Genomic DNA, 17,560 nt, shown 5'->3' with positions numbered 1-17,560 from the left:
TGTTAATTATAAGTAATGTTTTCGCTGTAAATGTAGATTGCAGGGTTCGTGCCAGCCAGGGGTAAAATTGCATAAGCGACGGCGGCCAACTGAAAATCAACGAGTTATAACCAACTGATATGCACTTAAAGTGCATATAAAGTGAATACGTTTGCGATACGGATGAATAAAAAGAATAAAAAACGCAATGTTATGCAGAAGTAAAATATAATTCTGGAATTGTGATCATTGACGAAATTTACTGGAAATTACTGCGCCATTCTGACGCAGACCGCACCAAAAGCGGGCATTTTTTGCGTCATCGTTGACATCATTAACAACCATCGATCAAATCACTTAACAACGGGCGGTAAGTACAGCGAATTTCTGCTACCATCCACGCACTCTTAATATGAATAAACGGCAGCGACTATGAAATTTGTCTCTTTTAATATCAACGGTCTGCGCGCCAGACCTCACCAACTTGAAGCCATCGTCGAAAAGCACCAACCGGATGTGATTGGTCTGCAGGAGACAAAAGTTCATGACGATATGTTTCCGCTCGAAGAGGTGGCAAAGCTCGGCTACAACGTGTTTTATCACGGGCAGAAAGGCCATTATGGCGTGGCGCTGCTGACCAAAGAGACGCCGATTGCTGTGCGTCGCGGCTTCCCGGGCGACGGCGAAGAGGCTCAACGGCGGATTATTATGGCAGAAATCCCCTCGCCGCTGGGCAATGTCACCGTGATCAACGGCTACTTCCCACAGGGCGAAAGCCGCGACCATCCAATTAAATTCCCGGCAAAAGCGCAGTTCTACCAGAACCTGCAAAACTATCTGGAAACTGAGCTTAAGCGCGATAATCCGGTGCTGATTATGGGCGATATGAACATCAGCCCCACCGACCTGGATATCGGCATTGGCGAAGAGAACCGCAAACGCTGGCTGCGTACCGGTAAATGCTCCTTCCTGCCGGAAGAACGCGAATGGATGGACAGACTGATCGGCTGGGGGCTGGTAGATACCTTCCGTCACGCTAATCCGGAAACAGCAGATCGCTTTTCGTGGTTTGATTACCGCTCAAAAGGTTTTGACGATAACCGTGGTCTGCGTATCGACCTGCTGCTCGCCAGCCAGCCGTTGGCGGAATGCTGCGTAGAAACCGGCATCGACTATGAAATCCGCAGTATGGAAAAACCGTCAGATCACGCACCTGTGTGGGCGACCTTCCGCCGCTAATTTATCTGCTCTCCTGACCCGCACGAGGTCAGGAGAATTAACCTTGAGAAAAATCAACAAACTGTCAGTAATGATTTGTTGCCTGCCTTCCTTTGTTATACCGTCACTGCGTTTTTAGTTGTCTGACCACTTCTCTATTATCAAGTTTGATATAGGAAACTCTACGATGAACGCTGAGCGTAAATTTCTTTTTGCCTGTCTGCTTTTTGCACTGATAATTTACGCTATCCACGCTTTCGGTTTATTCGATCTGGTCACCGATTTACCCCACTTACAAACGCTCATTCGCCAGAGCGGATTTTTCGGTTATAGCCTCTATATTCTGTTATTCATTATCGCTACCCTCTTTCTGTTACCCGGTAGCGTACTGGTGATCGCCGGTGGAATAGTCTTTGGCCCGTTGTTGGGAACGCTACTTTCGTTAATTGCCGCTACGCTGGCCTCGTCGTGCTCATTCCTGCTGGCGCGCTGGCTGGGGCGTGACTTGCTGCTGAAATACGTCGGTCATAGCCATACTTTTCAGGCTATTGAAAAAGGTATTGCGCGTAATGGTATCGATTTTCTTATTCTGACCCGCTTAATCCCGCTGTTTCCTTACAATATTCAAAATTACGCTTACGGATTAACTGCTATAGCCTTCTGGCCTTTTACCCTTATTTCGGCATTAACTACCCTGCCTGGGATTATTATTTATACCGTGATGGCCAGCGATCTCGCCCGTGAAGGCATTACCGTGCACTTTATTTTAAACCTCTGTCTGGCTGGACTGACGCTGTTTATTCTCGTCCAACTCGCCAAACGCTACGCCCGCTTTAAACACGTGGATCTGACTGCTTCTGACAGCCAACCGCTTACTCACCCTAAAAACGAAGGATAGAACGATGTTGCAACAATATTCAGTGTCATGGAAAAAAGGACTGGCTGCGCTGTGTTTACTGGCAGCGGCAGGGCTTAGCGGCTGTGATCAAAAAGAGAATACCGAGGCCAAAGTGGAATACGATGGGCTTTCGGCCAGTGAGCCACTGCGCGTCGATACACAGGCACATACGGTAACTATGCTGGTGCAAATTAATGGTCGTTTCCTCACCGACGATACCCGTCACGGCATTGTGTTTAAAGACGGCTCCAACGGGCATAAATCACTGTTTATGGGATATGCCACCCCGAAAGCATTTTATGACGCTCTGAAACAGGCGGGTGGCACACCGGGCGAAAATATGACTATGGATAACAAAGAAGCTACCCATGTTGCAGGCAGCAAACTGGATATTTCGGTGAACTGGCAAGGGGCGGCAAAAGCGTATTCCTTCGATGAAGTGATTGTTGATAGTAATGGCAAGAAACTGGACATGCGCTTTGGTGGCAATTTAGCGGCGGCAGAAGAGAAAAAAACCGGTTGTCTGGTGTGCCTGGATAGCTGCCCGGTCGGTATTGTCAGCAATGCGACATACACTTATGGTGCGGTGGAAAAACGTGGCGAAGTGAAATTCAAAGGCAATGCGTCAGTTCTCCCGGCAGATAGCACGCTGGCAACGGTGACCTTTAAAATCACAGAATAAAACATGGATAAAGGATGATGAAGATGCATTCGCGTAAAATCTGGTACTACCGTACAACCATCATCATCCTGTTGTTCGCTACGCTGCTCGCATGGGCGCTGGTTCCTGGCGTCCATGACTTTATCAATCGCAGCCTTGCGGCGTTTGCCGCTGTGGACCAACAGGGTATAGAACGATTTATTCAGTCTTACGGCACACTGGCGGCAGTTGTCTCATTCTTGTTGATGATTTTGCAGGCCATTGCCGCACCGCTGCCTGCGTTTTTGATCACCTTTGCCAATGCGTCGCTGTTTGGCGCGTTCTGGGGGGGCTTGCTGTCGTGGACCAGTTCGATGGCGGGTGCGGCGCTGTGCTTTTTTATCGCCAGAGTGATGGGCCGCGAAGTAGTGGAAAAGTTAACCGGTAAAACCGTGCTCGATAGCATGGACGGCTTTTTCACTCGCTACGGCAAACATACCATCCTGGTATGCCGGTTATTGCCTTTTGTCCCTTTTGATCCAATCAGCTATGCTGCCGGCCTGACATCAATACGTTTTCGTCCGTTTTTTATCGCCACCGGGCTTGGTCAGCTACCCGCAACCATTGTCTATTCCTGGGCGGGCAGCATGTTAACGGGCGGCACATTCTGGTTTGTTACCGGACTGTTTATCCTGTTTGCCCTGACTGTGGTGATTTTCATGGCGAAAAAAATATGGTTTGAGCGCCAGAAGAGGAATGTCTGATGGGTTTACCGCCGCTTAGCAAAATTCCTTTAATTTTACGTCCGCAGGCGTGGCTACATCGTCGCCATTACGGTGAGGTGCTAAGTCCGATTCGCTGGTGGGGGCGGATCCCATTTATCTTCTATCTGGTGTCGATGTTTGTCGGCTGGCTGGAGCGCAAACGCTCCCCGCTCGATCCGGTGGTGCGATCGCTTGTCAGCGCGCGCATTGCGCAAATGTGCCTGTGTGAGTTTTGCGTAGACATCACCAGCATGAAAGTCGCTGAACGAACCGGCAGCACCGATAAACTGCTGGCGGTGGCCGACTGGCGGCAAAGCCCGCTGTTCAGCGATGAGGAGCGGCTGGCGCTGGAATACGCCGAAGCCGCCAGCGTTACGCCGCCAACGGTAGATGATGCCCTGCGCACCCGACTGGCAGCCCATTTTGACGCTCAGGCGCTCACCGAACTGACGGCATTAATCGGCCTGCAAAACCTGTCGGCCCGTTTTAATTCTGCTATGGCCATTCCCGCCCAGGGACTGTGCCGACTTCCTGAAAAACGTTCTTAAGGAGAAATGATGCGCCATTGTGGGTGGTTGCTGGGACTGTTATCGCTGTTTTCTTTGGCAACACATGCCAGTGACTGGCAGGAAACTAAGAACGACGCCAAAGGGCAAACCGTCTGGTTTAACGCCTGGGGCGGCGACACCGCGATTAACCGCTATCTCGACTGGGTCAGCGGTGAGATGAAAACGCATTACGATATAAACCTGAAGATTGTTCGCCTGGCTGATGCCGCTGACGCAGTAAAACGCATTCAAACCGAAGCCGCAGCCGGACGTAAAACGGGCGGCTCGGTAGATCTCTTGTGGGTAAATGGTGAAAATTTCCGCACGTTAAAAGAGGCGAATTTGCTGCAAACCGGCTGGGCGGAAACATTACCTAACTGGCGTTATGTCGACACGCAACTACCTGTACGGGAAGATTTTTCTGTCGCTACCGAGGGGGCAGAATCCCCCTGGGGCGGCGCACAACTTACGTTTATCGCTCGCCGCGATCTGACACCACAACCACCGAAAACACCGCAAGCCTTGCTGGAGTTTGCCAAAGCCAATCCAGGCGCAGTTACCTATCCACGCCCACCAGACTTTACCGGCACAGCATTTCTTGAACAGTTGTTGATTATGCTGACGCCAGATCCCGCTGCATTAAAAGAAGCGCCGAACGATGCTACTTTCGCCCAGATTACTGCACCGCTGTGGCAGTATCTCGATGCGCTGCATCCGTATTTGTGGCGCGAAGGAAAGGATTTCCCCCCTTCGCCCGCGCGAATGGATGCCCTGCTGAAATCCGGCACATTGCGCCTGTCGCTGACCTTTAACCCCGCTCATGCCCGGCAAAAAATAGCCAGTGGCGATTTGCCAGCGAGCAGTTACAGCTTTGGCTTTAGCGAGGGAATGATTGGCAACGTGCATTTCGTCACCATTCCTGCCAACGCCAGTGCCAGTGCTGCGGCGAAGGTGGTCGCCAACTTCCTGCTCTCACCCGAAGCGCAACTGCGTAAAGCGGATCCTGCGGTCTGGGGCGATCCTTCTGTTCTTGATCCACAAAAACTGCCTGCCGGGCAGCGCGAAACATTACAATCAAGAATGCCGCAGGATCTGCCGCCAGTACTGGCGGAACCGCATGCTGGTTGGGTAAATGTGCTGGAACAAGAATGGCTACGCCGTTACGGTACGCATTAATTTTATTGCTGTGGGTGGTGATGGCGGTGATTTACGCACCGCTGATCCCGGCAGCGCTCACGCTGATAACGCCTGCCTTGTCGTTGACACACTGGCAGGCGTTATTTGCCGATCCGCAGTTATCACAGGCAATACTGGCAACGCTGGTGTCGACAACTATCGCGGCGGTAGGTGCGTTGTTGATTGCCCTGCTGGTGATTGTGGCGCTGTGGCCTGGCGCGAAATGGCTGCATTTGTGCGCCCGTCTGCCGTGGCTGCTCGCCATCCCCCACGTCGCTTTTGCCACCAGCGTCCTGCTACTGTTTGCCGAAGGCGGCCTGGTTTATCAGTTTTTCCCTTTCCTCACTCCGCCGACAGACAGATTGGGTATCGGTCTGGGCATTACTCTGGCGGTGAAAGAAAGCGCATTTCTGCTGTGGATTTTGGCGGCAGTATTGAGTGAAAAAAGGCTGTTGCAACAAGTCATCGTGCTGGATTCACTGGGCTACAGCCGCTGGCAATGCCTGAACTGGCTGCTGTTACCCTCAGTCGCTCCCGCACTGGCAATGGCGATGCTGGCAATTGTGGCCTGGTCGCTATCGGTCGTGGATATCGCAATTATCCTTGGGCCGGGTAATCCACCGACGCTGGCGGTAATTAGCTGGCAGTGGTTAACCCAGGGCGACACCGATCAACAGATAAAAGGCGCACTTGCCAGCCTGCTGCTGATGCTGTTACTCGCCACCTGTGTTTTGCTGGGCTATCTTTTATGGCGCACCTGGCGGCGCACAATTCCCCGCAAAGATGGCGTTCGCAAACCAGCCACGCCTTTATTGCCCGGTAGTACGCTGGCGAGATTATTACCATTAACTGGCGTGCTCTGTGAGGTTCTGCTGGCGATCCTTGCAGATCAATCGACGATCAATGACGAGGCGCTATTCAATAGCCTGACGATGGGACTGGCAACGACATTCATCGCTTTGATCCTATTACTGCTGTGGCTGGAATGGGGAGCAAAGCGTCGCCAGTTGTGGTTATGGCTGCCCATTTTATTACCAGCGCTGCCGCTGGTGGCAGGCCAGTACACGCTGGCGCTGTGGTTACATCTGGATGGCTGCTGGGCTGTGGTGGTGTGGGGACATCTGCTGTGGGTGATGCCGTGGATGTTGTTTATCCTGCAACCGGCCTGGCGGCGTATTGACTCACGGTTAATTCTGATTGCCCAAACGCTGGGTTGGTCGCGAGGCAAAATATTCTTTTACGTGAAATGCCCGCTCATGCTGCGTCCTGCGCTTATTGCCTTCGCTGTCGGATTTTCAGTCAGCATTGCGCAATATATGCCGACGCTGTGGCTGGGTGCGGGGCGCTTCCCGACGCTGACGACTGAAGCAGTGGCGTTAAGCAGTGGCGGCAGCAACGGTATCCTCGCCGCTCAGGCTTTATGGCAACTGCTATTACCACTTATTATTTTTGCCCTTACCGCCCTGCTTGCAAAATGGGTAGGTTTTGCCAGACAAGGACTCCGTTAATGCTCTGCGTAAAAGATGTTTCGCTACGTTTGCCTGAAACCTGCTTACTGGAAAAGGTTAATTTCACAGTCAATAAAGGTGACGTTGTCACGTTAATGGGTCCGTCTGGCTGCGGAAAATCTACGCTGTTTTCCTGGATGATTGGCGCACTGGCGGGACAATTTTCTTGCACCGGTGAACTATGGCTCAATGAGCAACGCCTCGACACCCTGCCCACCGCCCGGCGTCAGATTGGTATTCTTTTCCAGGATGCGCTGTTGTTTGATCAGTTCAGCGTTGGACAAAATTTACTACTGGCACTACCGTCAACGCTCAAAGGTGACGCAAGACGCAATGCAGTGGATGATGCGCTTGAGCGTGCGGGACTTGGCGGAACTTTCCGTCAGGACCCGGCCACGCTGTCTGGTGGCCAACGTGCGCGGGTGGCTCTGCTGCGCGCCCTTCTCGCCCAGCCAAAGGCATTATTGCTTGATGAACCGTTCAGCCGTCTTGACGTAGCTCTGCGCGATAATTTTCGTCAGTGGGTATTCAATGAAGTCCGCGAACTGGCGATCCCCGTCGTTCAAGTCACCCACGATTTTCAGGATGTTCCTGCCGATAGTCCCGTTCTGGATATGGCTCAGTGGTCAGAAAATTACAACAAACTGCGATAACGCAAAGTTTTTCCCGATGCGTCAGTTCAGAATGGCGCACTCAAAACTACAATGTCGGGATTTTCGATGAAACGTGTTTCTCAAATGACCGCGCTGGCAATGGCTTTAGGGCTGGCTTGCGCTTCTTCGTGGGCCGCTGAACTGGCGAAGCCTCTTACACTTGACCAGCTTCAACAACAAAATGGCGCAGCAATAGATACCCGCCCAAGCGCGTTTTATAACGGCTGGCCACAAACCTTAAATGGCCCTTCCGGCCATGAACCTGCCGCCTTAAACCTTTCTGCAAGCTGGCTCGACAAAATGAGCACTGAACAGCTCAACGCGTGGATTAAGCAACATAACCTGAAAGCCGATGCGCCGGTGGCGTTATACGGTAATGACAAAGACGTCGAAGCCGTTAAAACGCGTCTGCAAAAAGCAGGCTTTACGCATATCTCCATCTTGAGTGGCGCGCTAAGCGAACCTTCCCGTCTGCAAAAATTGCCGCACTTTGAGCAACTGGTTTACCCGCAATGGCTGCATGACCTGCAACAAGGCAAAGAAGTTACGGCGAAACCTGCGGGTGACTGGAAAGTGATCGAAGCAGCATGGGGCGCTCCGAAACTTTACCTCCTCAGCCATATTCCTGGTGCCGATTACATTGACACCAACGAAGTGGAAAGCGAACCACTGTGGAATAAAGTCTCTGACGAACAACTTAAAGCAATGCTGGCAAAACATGGCATTCGTCATGACACCACAGTAATTCTGTACGGGCGTGACGTTTACGCCGCCGCACGCGTGGCGCAGATTATGCTCTACGCTGGCGTGAAAGATGTGCGCTTGCTGGACGGTGGTTGGCAAACCTGGTCTGATGCGGGTCTGCCCGTTGAACGCGGTACGCCACCGACAGTGAAACCCGAACCTGACTTCGGCGTGAAGATCCCGGCGCAACCGCAACTGATGCTCGATATGGAACAGGCGCGCGGTCTGCTGCATCGCCAGGATGCGTCACTGGTCAGCATTCGTTCATGGGCTGAATTTATCGGCACCACCAGCGGCTATGACTACATCAAGCCAAAAGGTGATATCCCTGGCGCACGTTGGGGTCATGCGGGCAGCGACTCAACGCATATGGAAGATTTCCATAACCCAGACGGCACTATGCGTACTGCGGATGACATCACAGCGATGTGGAAAGAATGGAACATCCTGCCGGATCAACAAGTCTCGTTCTACTGCGGCACCGGCTGGCGCGCATCAGAAACCTTTATGTATGCGCGGGCAATGGGCTGGAATAATGTCTCTGTTTACGACGGTGGTTGGTACGAATGGAGCAGCGATCCGAAAAACCCGGTAGCAACCGGTGAACGCGGCCCGGACAGTAGCAAATAACACTGCAATTACTGACGCTGAAGCCCCTTCAGCGTCAGATACCCACTCCACACCCGTGTAAATGTCGTCATCCAGCACAGCGCGCCAAATATCCACGCAAACCACGGGAAATACGCTGGAAAGAGGCAACTCAGAACAAACAGCAAAATCGTCTCGCTGCCTTCAGTTAATCCCCCCAGATAGTAAAACGATTTGTGCGCATAACCGGGGTTATCAATCTGATGCTTCGCCGCCAGCGCAGCAAAAGCAAGAAAACTGCTGCCCGTGCCGATAAACGCAAACAGCAGCCAGCCGCCCGCCAGCGCATTTTGTTCTGGTGCCGCGAGAATAAAGCCAAACGGCACCAGCGCATAAAAGAGAAAATCGAGAGAAATATCAAGAAAACCGCCTGCGTCAGTTAATCCTCTACGCCGCGCCAGCGCGCCATCCAGACCATCAAGTAATCTGTTCAGCAAAATGGCGATCAGCGCAGGCAGATACCAGCCCAACGCCAGAAACAGCAGTGCCAGCACACCAACAGCAAACCCGACTAACGTTAAACCATCTGGCGTGATGCCGGGTTTATCAAGCACCTGCACGCATTGATGCAGCAAAGGTTTAATCCGGGGGTGAAGATGGCGGTCTAACACGGGCACTCCTTAAATATAAAGCCCTTCAGCTCGGGCAACACTGCGGATATTATGGCATTTTTCGCTTATCTGCCTGTGGGTAATTTATGAAAATGATTGATGTTGTTGCCGCCATTATCGAACGGGATAGCAAAATTTTACTCGCACAGCGCCCCGCTCATAGCGATCAGGCGGGGTTATGGGAGTTTGCAGGTGGCAAAGTCGAGCCGGATGAAAGCCAGCCGCAGGCGCTGGTGCGGGAATTGCGCGAAGAACTCGGCATCGAAGCTACTGTCGGTGTTTACGTTGCCAGCCATCAGAAGGAAGTGTCTGGCCGGATTATCCATCTTCATGCCTGGCACGTACCGGACTTCCACGGTACGTGCCAGGCACTCGAACATCAGGCGCTGGTCTGGTGTTCGCCAGAAGAGGCTTTGCAATATCCGCTGGCTCCTGCTGATATTCCACTTTTACAGGCGTTTATGGCTTTACGCGCCGCCAGACCAGCGGATTGGTGCTAATGGTTTTGTCATCCCGCTGGCATTGCAGCAATATCCCCTCCGCTTTAATCACTGCCCCCTCCGAATAGTTTTGATCCTGATAAACGCAGCACTGGTTACAGGGCTGCACCGATTGTCCGCCAGAACTAAACACCTCCGGCGGCACATTCACCTCTACATCCGGACGATATTGCGGGTTGGCCAGCGCAAAGAATGGAAATGCCAATGTTACGGCGAATAATGCTCTACTCACAGGAAACTCCTTATATTCGTTGTCTCTGCTACTGATAACGGTAACCGGGCAGAAAAACTTTAGCGTCTGGTTGCCGGATGCGACGTGCACGTCTTATCCGCCTCGAACCACTCTTGAAAATGCGCACGGTTTTCTAGGTCTGATAAAACGCACCAGAGTCACAGCAAACATTAGGTGACGTTTATAAAACCCGCAGATCATTAATTTGCTTTCCTGCGTCATTTTTTTCTTGCTTACCGTCACATTCTTGATGGTATAGTCGAAAACTGCAGAAGCATCTAAAACAAACAACACCAGCACAATCGTATTAATATATAAGGGTTTTATATCTATGGATCAGACATATTCTCTGGAGTCATTCCTCAACCATGTCCAAAAGCGCGACCCGAATCAAACCGAGTTCGCGCAAGCCGTTCGTGAAGTCATGACCACACTCTGGCCTTTTCTTGAACAAAATCCAAAATATCGCCAAATGTCGTTACTGGAGCGCCTGGTTGAACCGGAGCGCGTGATTCAGTTTCGCGTAGTCTGGGTTGACGATCGCAATCAGGTACAGGTTAACCGCGCATGGCGTGTCCAGTTCAGCTCCGCCATCGGCCCGTACAAAGGCGGTATGCGCTTCCATCCTTCAGTAAACCTCTCCATCCTTAAATTCCTCGGCTTCGAACAAACCTTTAAAAATGCTCTGACTACCCTGCCAATGGGCGGTGGTAAAGGTGGTAGCGATTTCGATCCGAAAGGGAAAAGCGAAGGCGAAGTGATGCGTTTCTGTCAGGCGCTGATGACTGAACTGTATCGCCACCTGGGCGCGGATACCGACGTTCCGGCGGGCGATATCGGCGTTGGTGGCCGTGAAGTCGGCTTTATGGCGGGGATGATGAAAAAACTGTCTAACAATACCGCCTGCGTCTTCACCGGTAAGGGGCTTTCTTTTGGCGGCAGTCTGATTCGTCCGGAAGCCACCGGTTACGGTCTGGTTTATTTCACTGAAGCGATGCTGAAACGCCACGGTATGGGTTTTGAAGGAATGCGTGTTTCCGTTTCTGGCTCCGGCAACGTCGCCCAGTACGCTATCGAAAAAGCGATGGAATTTGGCGCTCGCGTGGTTACAGCATCAGACTCCAGCGGCACCGTGGTTGATGAAAGTGGATTTACCAAAGAGAAACTGGCGCGTCTTATCGAAATCAAATCCAGCCGTGATGGTCGCGTTGCGGATTACGCCAAAGAATTTGGTCTGGTCTATCTCGAAGGCCAACAACCGTGGTCTGTGCCGGTTGATATCGCCCTGCCGTGCGCGACCCAGAACGAACTGGATGTTGACGCTGCACATCAGCTTATCGCCAACGGCGTTAAAGCGGTGGCCGAAGGGGCAAATATGCCAACGACCATCGAAGCGACTGAGCTGTTCCAGCAGGCAGGCGTGCTGTTTGCGCCAGGTAAAGCGGCTAATGCAGGTGGCGTTGCAACATCGGGGCTGGAAATGGCGCAAAACGCTGCGCGTCTGGGCTGGAAAGCCGAAAAAGTTGATGCGCGTTTACACCACATTATGCTGGATATCCACCATGCCTGTGTTGAGCATGGTGGTGAAGGTGAGCAAACTAACTACGTGCAGGGCGCGAATATTGCTGGTTTTGTGAAGGTTGCCGATGCGATGCTGGCGCAAGGGGTGATTTAAGTCATCAGGCATTTGTCCGGGTGCGACGTAAACCCCCTGAAAATCTTCAGCATCACGCCTTTATGTTATCGCTCCACTGCCCGCATCTTCCGATGGTGGGCTTTTTTTCGGCGTTCGCTTGCGTGGTGAAGCCTTTTTCTTCTCTTCGCCGCTGCCCGGAGCCACTATGCCGCGAAACTGCCGCACCGGCGTGCGCTTAGCCTGATCAATCAGTTGGTACAGCGTCCCCACCAGCGGCTGCATAAAGTCCTGGTAGCGGCACTGTTTTTCGCTGATTTGCGTCAGCACCGATTCCCAGTGCGCTGTCATGTCCGGTCGCGTCGCCATTTCTGGCAGCGAATGGAATAACGCTTTTCCGGCATCAGTAGAGTGGATGTAGCGCCCTTTTTTGGTCAGGAAGCCGCGCTTGAACAGCAGTTCAATAATCCCCGCGCGGGTCGCTTCTGTGCCCAGACCATCGGTCGCACGAAGGATCTTCTTCAGATCTTTGTCCTGTACAAAGCGCGCAATCCCGGTCATTGCCGAAAGCAGTGTTGCATCGGTGAAATGGCGCGGCGGCTGGGTTTGCCGCTCTACCACTTCACCCTTCTCGCACAGCAACTCATCGTCTTTTGCCACCACAGGAAGTGGCGTGCCGTCGTTTTCTTCGTCACGCTCTTTGCTGCCTAACAGCGTGCGCCAGCCCGCTTCGGCAAGAAAACGTGCTTTTGCAACAAATTTGCCTTTTGCTATGTCCAGTTCGATCACACACTTGCGGAACACCGCGTCCGGGCAGAATTGCATCAGATACTGACGAGCAATCAGACTATAAACCTTCGCTTCGTTCTCCGTCAGGTTGATAGCCGAACTCCGCGCGGTCGGGATGATGGCGTGGTGGGCATCCACCTTTTTGTCATCCCAGCAGCGGTTGCGTAAATCTGGATCAACCACGGGCTGCGGCAGAAGACTCGGCGCATGGACACTGATGGCATTCATCACCGCATGGCGTCCGGCAAAATGTTCCTCCGGCAAATAACGACAATCGGAACGTGGATAGGTAATCAGCTTGTGCGTTTCGTACAATTTCTGACAGATATCAAGCACGTTCTGCGCACTCAGGCCAAAACGTTTTGCCGCTTCAATCTGTAACGTCGAAAGCGAAAATGGCAGCGGCGCGGATTCTGATTCCCGTTTATCGTTATAACTGGTGACAATCGCCGGTTGGCCGCTGATGCGGTTAACTACATGCTCCGCCAGCGGACGATGCAACAAACGCCCCTCTTCATCCTGGTACGGCTCACACGCTTCGCTCGGTTGCCAGATGGCGGTAAACCGCTCATCGGCAGGCGTCACGATATGCGCTTTGACTTCAAAGAAATCTTTCGCGACGAAGTTTTCAATCTCTTCGTCGCGGCGCACCACCAGCCCAAGCACTGGCGTCTGCACGCGCCCAACGGAAAGTACCCCCTGGTAGCCAGCATTACGCCCCAGAATGGTATATGCGCGGGTCATATTAATGCCGTACAACCAGTCGGCACGCGCTCGCGCCAGCGCAGAAACGCACAACGGTACAAACTCACTGTTGGAACGAAGACGATCGATCGCCCGCTCAACCGCCTGCGGGTTCAGGTCGTTGATTAAACAACGCTGAACTTGCTGGCGCTTTTCCGGCGCAAGTTGCAGGTAATCCAGCACTTCATCCACCAGCAATTGCCCTTCACGATCCGGGTCTCCGGCATGAACGATTTCGCTGGCTTCGTGCAGAAAGCGTTTGATGACGTTAAGTTGTTTGGTCACGGAAGGCCGCGGTTGCAATTGCCACTTTTCCGGGACAATCGGCAGATCTGCCAGATTCCAGCGCGCATAGCGGCTGTCGTAGGCGTCTGGCTGCGCCTGCTCAAGCAGGTGACCGATACACCAGGTCACCACCTGACCATTGCCGCATTCGATAAAGCCATCGCCTTTACGGTGCGGTTTGGGCAGGACATCAGCAATAGCGCGCGCCAGACTCGGTTTTTCGGCAATAAATAACCGCATTGAATTAACGGATCTCAACCATGGCACGACCACCGCGCGCAGGCACCAATTCGCCAATCGCTGTCAGTTCGATACCAAATTCGGCTGCGGTAGCTTTAACTTCGTTTTCCGCCTCTGGCATAACCGCCAGTAGCAGGCCGCCGGAGGTTTGCGGATCGCACAGCAGATCGCGCACTTCGCGTGGCATTTCACCCATCAGATGACCGTAGCTGGCAAAGTTGCGTTCGGTGCCCCCCGGCACAGCGCCCAGCTTAATGTACTCTTCCACGCCCGGCAGTTTCGGGATTGCTTCATAGTCAATGCGCGCCTGCACGCCTGCGCCCTGGCACATTTCGCTTAAATGGCCCAGCAGACCAAAACCGGTAACGTCGGTCATCGCTTTTACGCCTTCAATGTTGGCAAAGGACGCTCCCGCGATATTCATCCGACACATTACTTCCGTCGCCAGTCCCTGATGTTCCGGTTTCAGCAGTGATTTTTTCTCGGCAGTGGTAAGAACACCAATCCCCAGCGGTTTCGTCAGGAACAGTTTACATCCCGCTTGTGCGGTACTGTTTTTCTTCACCCGTTCAGTCGGTACGATCCCCGTCACCGCCAGACCAAAAATCGGTTCCGGCGCGTCGATGGAGTGACCACCGGCCAGCGCGATACCCGCCTGACGGCATGCATAACGGCCACCTTCGGTCACTTCACGGGCAATTTCCGGGGACAGTTTGTTAATCGGCCAGCCGAGGATCGCAATTGCCATAATCGGTTTGCCGCCCATCGCAAAAATATCGCTGATGGCGTTAGTCGCCGCAATGCGACCAAAATCGAAAGGATTATCAACAATCGGCATAAAGAAGTCGGTGGTGCTGATGACGCTGGTGCCATTGCCCAGATCGTACACCGCCGCGTCGTCGCGGGTTTCGTTACCCACAAGCAAATTCGGATCAACAAACTTCGCCTGCTCACTGTGCAGGATGGTTTCCAACACTTTTGGGGAAATTTTACAGCCGCAACCAGCTCCGTGGCTGTATTGGGTCAAACGAATCGAGTTCTCGCTCATGGACATCTCCTGTCAATGCAATCCGGGTATGGTAACCCTCATTCCGTGAAGTGATAAGTGAGAGTGTCTGAATTCCTGCGTCTTTGCTCACAATCCACTCAGTTTCACCGCAATTATCAGAAATAAGTCACAAACGGTGTCGGGTCCGGAACGTTAATTGACGTTGACGCTTTCAACTGCGGTGTGCCGAGGTAGAGAAACCCGACGATTTTATCCTGCTCCCGACAACCGAATGCATCACGTACCACCGGGCTTTCGGTTAACGCCCCACTACGCCAGATCCCGCCAAAGCCCTGGGCAACCGCAGCCATTTGCATTGCCATGACCGCGCAACCGGCAGACATTTCCTGTTCCCAGCGCGGGACTTTATGATTTTCTTCGCATTTCGCCACCACCGTTATGATAAGTGGCGCGCGGAACGGCGCATTACGGGCTTTGTCGATCGCTTTCTCATCACTCCCCGCAGCAACTGCGCCCTGTTCCAGAACGGCGCTGAAACGTTCGCGCCCTTCCCCCTCAATCACAAAAAAATGCCACGGTTGCATGGACTTATGGTCCGGCGCACGCATCCCCGCACGCAGGATGTTTTGCAGTTGCTCACCTGTTGGTGCGGGTTCCGCCAGGCGGGAGGCGCTACGGCGATTGATCAATAGTTCGAGTGCATCCATTTGATTAACTCCTGTCATGATGTTTATTCACAAAATTAACACGAGAGTGGATTTTGTTACAGCACAGGCCGCGATTCCTGCTGACAAGTGCCGGTTGGGTCATTACGATAACCACATCTATTGCACCTGCGACAGGTGTAACTTTTAGTCTGGGAGAATACATGCGAACCCTTTGGCGACTTATTGCCGGATTTTTTAAATGGACGTGGCGTCTACTGAATTTTGTCCGTGAAATGGTACTTAACCTGTTTTTTATTTTTCTCGTGCTTGTTGTCGTGGGTATCTGGATGCAGGTCAGTGGTAGCGATAGCAAAGAAACCGCCAGTCGTGGCGCGTTGCTGCTCGATATCTCCGGCGTGATCGTCGATAAGCCTGACAGTTCGCAGCGGTTTAGCAAGCTGAGCCGTCAGTTACTTGGTGCCAGTTCTGATCGTTTGCAGGAAAACTCACTGTTTGACATTGTAAACACCATTCGCCAGGCAAAAGATGACCGGAACATCACCGGTATCGTGATGGATCTGAAAAACTTCGCGGGCGGCGATCAGCCTTCCATGCAGTACATTGGTAAAGCCCTGAAAGAGTTTCGTGACAGCGGCAAACCGGTTTATGCCATTGGCGAGAACTACAGCCAGGGACAATATTATCTTGCCAGTTTTGCCAACAAAATCTGGCTATCACCACAAGGCGTGGTTGATCTGCATGGTTTTGCGACCAACGGACTGTATTACAAGTCATTGTTGGATAAGTTAAAAGTTTCCACCCATGTGTTCCGCGTCGGTACGTATAAATCTGCCGTTGAGCCGTTTATTCGTGATGATATGTCACCGGCAGCCCGCGAGGCTGACAGCCGCTGGATTGGTGAGCTGTGGCAAAACTATCTCAACACTGTGGCTGCTAATCGTCAGATCACCGCCCAGCAAGTATTCCCTGGCGCACAAGGGGTGCTTGATGGCTTAACCAAAACCGGTGGCGATACCGCGAAGTACGCGCTGGATAACAAACTGGTCGATGCACTGGCATCAAGTGCCGAAATCGAAAAAGCCCTGACCAAAGAGTTCGGCTGGAGTAAGGCGGATAAAAATTATCGCGCCATCAGTTATTACGATTATGCTTTGAAAACTCCGGCAGATACCGGCGACAGCATCGGTGTCGTCTTCGCAAATGGCGCAATTATGGATGGCGAAGAAACCCAGGGTAATGTTGGCGGCGACACAACCGCAGCGCAAATCCGCGACGCTCGTCTTGACCCGAAAGTGAAAGCGATTGTTCTGCGTGTTAATAGCCCTGGCGGCAGCGTTACTGCGTCTGAAGTGATTCGATCTGAACTGGCAGCAGCCCGAGCGGCTGGCAAGCCTGTGGTTGTATCGATGGGCGGCATGGCGGCATCTGGTGGTTACTGGATCTCCACGCCGGCCAATTACATTGTGGCTAACCCCAGCACTCTGACCGGTTCTATCGGTATCTTCGGCGTGATCACTACCGTAGAAAACAGTCTGGATTCGATTGGTGTACATACTGATGGCGTTTCAACCTCACCTCTGGCGGATGTTTCCATTACTAAAGCACTGCCGCCGGAAGCGCAGCAGATGATGCAGTTAAGCATTGAGAACGGTTATAAACGCTTCATCACGCTGGTTGCGGATTCGCGTAACTCGACGCCAGAGCAGATCGATAAAATCGCTCAGGGCCACGTCTGGACTGGTCAGGATGCGAAAGCTAACGGTCTGGTCGATAGTCTCGGTGATTTCGATGATGCAGTTGCCAAAGCGGCAGAACTGGCCAAAATGAAACAGTGGCATCTGGAATATTACGTCGATGAACCAACCTTCTTCGACAAAGTGATGGACAACATGTCAGGTTCTGTACGGGCGATGTTGCCAGATACGCTCCAGGCTATGTTGCCTGCACCGCTGGCCTCGGTGGCTTCAACCGTTAAAAGCGAAAGCGACAAGCTGGCGGCCTTTAACGATCCGCAAAACCGTTACGCGTTTTGCCTGACCTGCGCCAACGTGCGGTAATCCCTGCAAATATGTG

Annotated in this window: 17 protein-coding genes; 12 read left to right on the top strand and 5 right to left on the bottom strand. The window is 52.6% G+C overall.

Features of this window, described 5'->3' with window-relative positions; all coding sequences use genetic code 11:
• Nucleotides 1–411 precede the first annotated feature (411 nt).
• The 9 genes from xthA to ynjE all read left to right on the top strand — a co-directional run bounded on the left by xthA (nucleotide 412) and on the right by ynjE (nucleotide 8,758).
• Entirely contained in the window at nucleotides 412–1,218 is an 807-nt protein-coding gene (gene xthA, locus C0K55_RS20300; protein ID WP_000673938.1) for an exodeoxyribonuclease III, read from the top strand.
• Between the two features lie 166 nt (nucleotides 1,219–1,384).
• Nucleotides 1,385–2,095 carry a TVP38/TMEM64 family protein gene (locus C0K55_RS20295; protein WP_016242631.1) on the top strand — a complete coding sequence of 237 codons (711 nt, stop codon included), beginning with the start codon at nucleotides 1,385–1,387 and terminating at the stop codon, nucleotides 2,093–2,095.
• A 4-nt stretch (nucleotides 2,096–2,099) separates the two neighbouring features.
• The gene (ydjY, locus tag C0K55_RS20290; RefSeq protein ID WP_016248649.1) at nucleotides 2,100–2,777 is read left to right on the top strand and encodes a lipoprotein YdjY; all 678 of its coding nucleotides are present in this window, start codon (nucleotides 2,100–2,102) and stop codon (nucleotides 2,775–2,777) included.
• Between the two features lie 14 nt (nucleotides 2,778–2,791).
• Nucleotides 2,792–3,499 (top strand): TVP38/TMEM64 family protein, encoded by a 708-nt coding sequence (locus tag C0K55_RS20285; RefSeq protein WP_105266204.1) that lies wholly within the window; start codon nucleotides 2,792–2,794, stop codon nucleotides 3,497–3,499.
• A complete protein-coding gene (locus C0K55_RS20280; protein ID WP_000524099.1) occupies nucleotides 3,499–4,047 on the top strand; it encodes a carboxymuconolactone decarboxylase family protein in 549 nt (182 codons plus the stop codon). The genes C0K55_RS20285 and C0K55_RS20280 overlap by 1 nt, the downstream gene beginning before the upstream one ends.
• Before the next feature lie 9 nt (nucleotides 4,048–4,056).
• Nucleotides 4,057–5,223 (top strand): ABC transporter substrate-binding protein, encoded by a 1,167-nt coding sequence (locus C0K55_RS20275; RefSeq protein ID WP_105224310.1) that lies wholly within the window; start codon nucleotides 4,057–4,059, stop codon nucleotides 5,221–5,223.
• Nucleotides 5,196–6,731, top strand: coding sequence for an ABC transporter permease subunit (locus C0K55_RS20270; RefSeq protein ID WP_105266205.1), 1,536 nt, complete (start codon nucleotides 5,196–5,198; stop codon nucleotides 6,729–6,731). The genes C0K55_RS20275 and C0K55_RS20270 overlap by 28 nt, the downstream gene beginning before the upstream one ends.
• Complete coding sequence (locus tag C0K55_RS20265; protein ID WP_105266206.1) at nucleotides 6,731–7,384, top strand: ATP-binding cassette domain-containing protein; 654 nt, start codon at nucleotides 6,731–6,733, stop codon at nucleotides 7,382–7,384. Before C0K55_RS20270 ends, C0K55_RS20265 begins: the two co-directional genes overlap by 1 nt.
• A 66-nt stretch (nucleotides 7,385–7,450) precedes the next feature.
• The gene (gene ynjE / locus C0K55_RS20260) at nucleotides 7,451–8,758 is read left to right on the top strand and encodes a thiosulfate sulfurtransferase YnjE (RefSeq protein WP_001516290.1); all 1,308 of its coding nucleotides are present in this window, start codon (nucleotides 7,451–7,453) and stop codon (nucleotides 8,756–8,758) included.
• A gap of 8 nt (nucleotides 8,759–8,766) precedes the next feature.
• On the opposite strand, the gene C0K55_RS20255 is transcribed toward ynjE, so the two are convergent.
• The gene (locus C0K55_RS20255) at nucleotides 8,767–9,387 is read right to left on the bottom strand and encodes a CDP-alcohol phosphatidyltransferase family protein (RefSeq protein WP_105266207.1); all 621 of its coding nucleotides are present in this window, start codon (nucleotides 9,385–9,387) and stop codon (nucleotides 8,767–8,769) included.
• Between the two features lie 86 nt (nucleotides 9,388–9,473).
• Here C0K55_RS20255 and C0K55_RS20250 point away from each other — a divergent pair, with 86 nt between their 5' ends.
• A complete protein-coding gene (locus C0K55_RS20250) occupies nucleotides 9,474–9,887 on the top strand; it encodes a pyrimidine (deoxy)nucleoside triphosphate diphosphatase (RefSeq protein WP_000781858.1) in 414 nt (137 codons plus the stop codon).
• On the opposite strand, the gene C0K55_RS20245 is transcribed toward C0K55_RS20250, so the two are convergent.
• Entirely contained in the window at nucleotides 9,847–10,119 is a 273-nt protein-coding gene (locus C0K55_RS20245) for a YnjH family protein (protein ID WP_000085224.1), read from the bottom strand. The two genes, C0K55_RS20250 and C0K55_RS20245, sit on opposite strands and share 41 nt — an antisense overlap.
• A 331-nt stretch (nucleotides 10,120–10,450) precedes the next feature.
• Here C0K55_RS20245 and gdhA point away from each other — a divergent pair, with 331 nt between their 5' ends.
• Nucleotides 10,451–11,794 carry an NADP-specific glutamate dehydrogenase gene (gene gdhA, locus C0K55_RS20235; RefSeq protein ID WP_000373052.1) on the top strand — a complete coding sequence of 448 codons (1,344 nt, stop codon included), beginning with the start codon at nucleotides 10,451–10,453 and terminating at the stop codon, nucleotides 11,792–11,794.
• 60 nt (nucleotides 11,795–11,854) lie between these two features.
• On the opposite strand, the gene topB is transcribed toward gdhA, so the two are convergent.
• The 3 genes from topB to C0K55_RS20215 all read right to left on the bottom strand — a co-directional run bounded on the left by topB (nucleotide 11,855) and on the right by C0K55_RS20215 (nucleotide 15,526).
• The gene (topB, locus tag C0K55_RS20230) at nucleotides 11,855–13,810 is read right to left on the bottom strand and encodes a DNA topoisomerase III (protein WP_016248644.1); all 1,956 of its coding nucleotides are present in this window, start codon (nucleotides 13,808–13,810) and stop codon (nucleotides 11,855–11,857) included.
• Between the two features lie 4 nt (nucleotides 13,811–13,814).
• A complete protein-coding gene (selD, locus tag C0K55_RS20225) occupies nucleotides 13,815–14,858 on the bottom strand; it encodes a selenide, water dikinase SelD (RefSeq protein WP_001516286.1) in 1,044 nt (347 codons plus the stop codon).
• 116 nt (nucleotides 14,859–14,974) lie between these two features.
• Nucleotides 14,975–15,526, bottom strand: a complete 552-nt coding sequence (locus C0K55_RS20215) for an NAD(P)H nitroreductase (RefSeq protein WP_000339299.1) — start codon at nucleotides 15,524–15,526, stop codon at nucleotides 14,975–14,977.
• 161 nt (nucleotides 15,527–15,687) lie between these two features.
• Between C0K55_RS20215 and sppA the strand changes: the two genes are divergently transcribed.
• On the top strand, nucleotides 15,688–17,544 hold the full coding sequence (gene sppA, locus C0K55_RS20205; RefSeq protein ID WP_001259890.1) for a signal peptide peptidase SppA: 1,857 nt from the start codon (nucleotides 15,688–15,690) through the stop codon (nucleotides 17,542–17,544).
• The last annotated feature ends 16 nt before the right edge of the window (nucleotides 17,545–17,560 follow it).

The organism is Escherichia sp. MOD1-EC6098 (assembly GCF_002965865.1).
Lineage (GTDB): Bacteria > Pseudomonadota > Gammaproteobacteria > Enterobacterales > Enterobacteriaceae > Escherichia > Escherichia marmotae.
The sequence above is the reverse complement of the archived record's forward strand: the minus strand, read 5'-3'. Positions and strand labels throughout refer to the sequence as shown.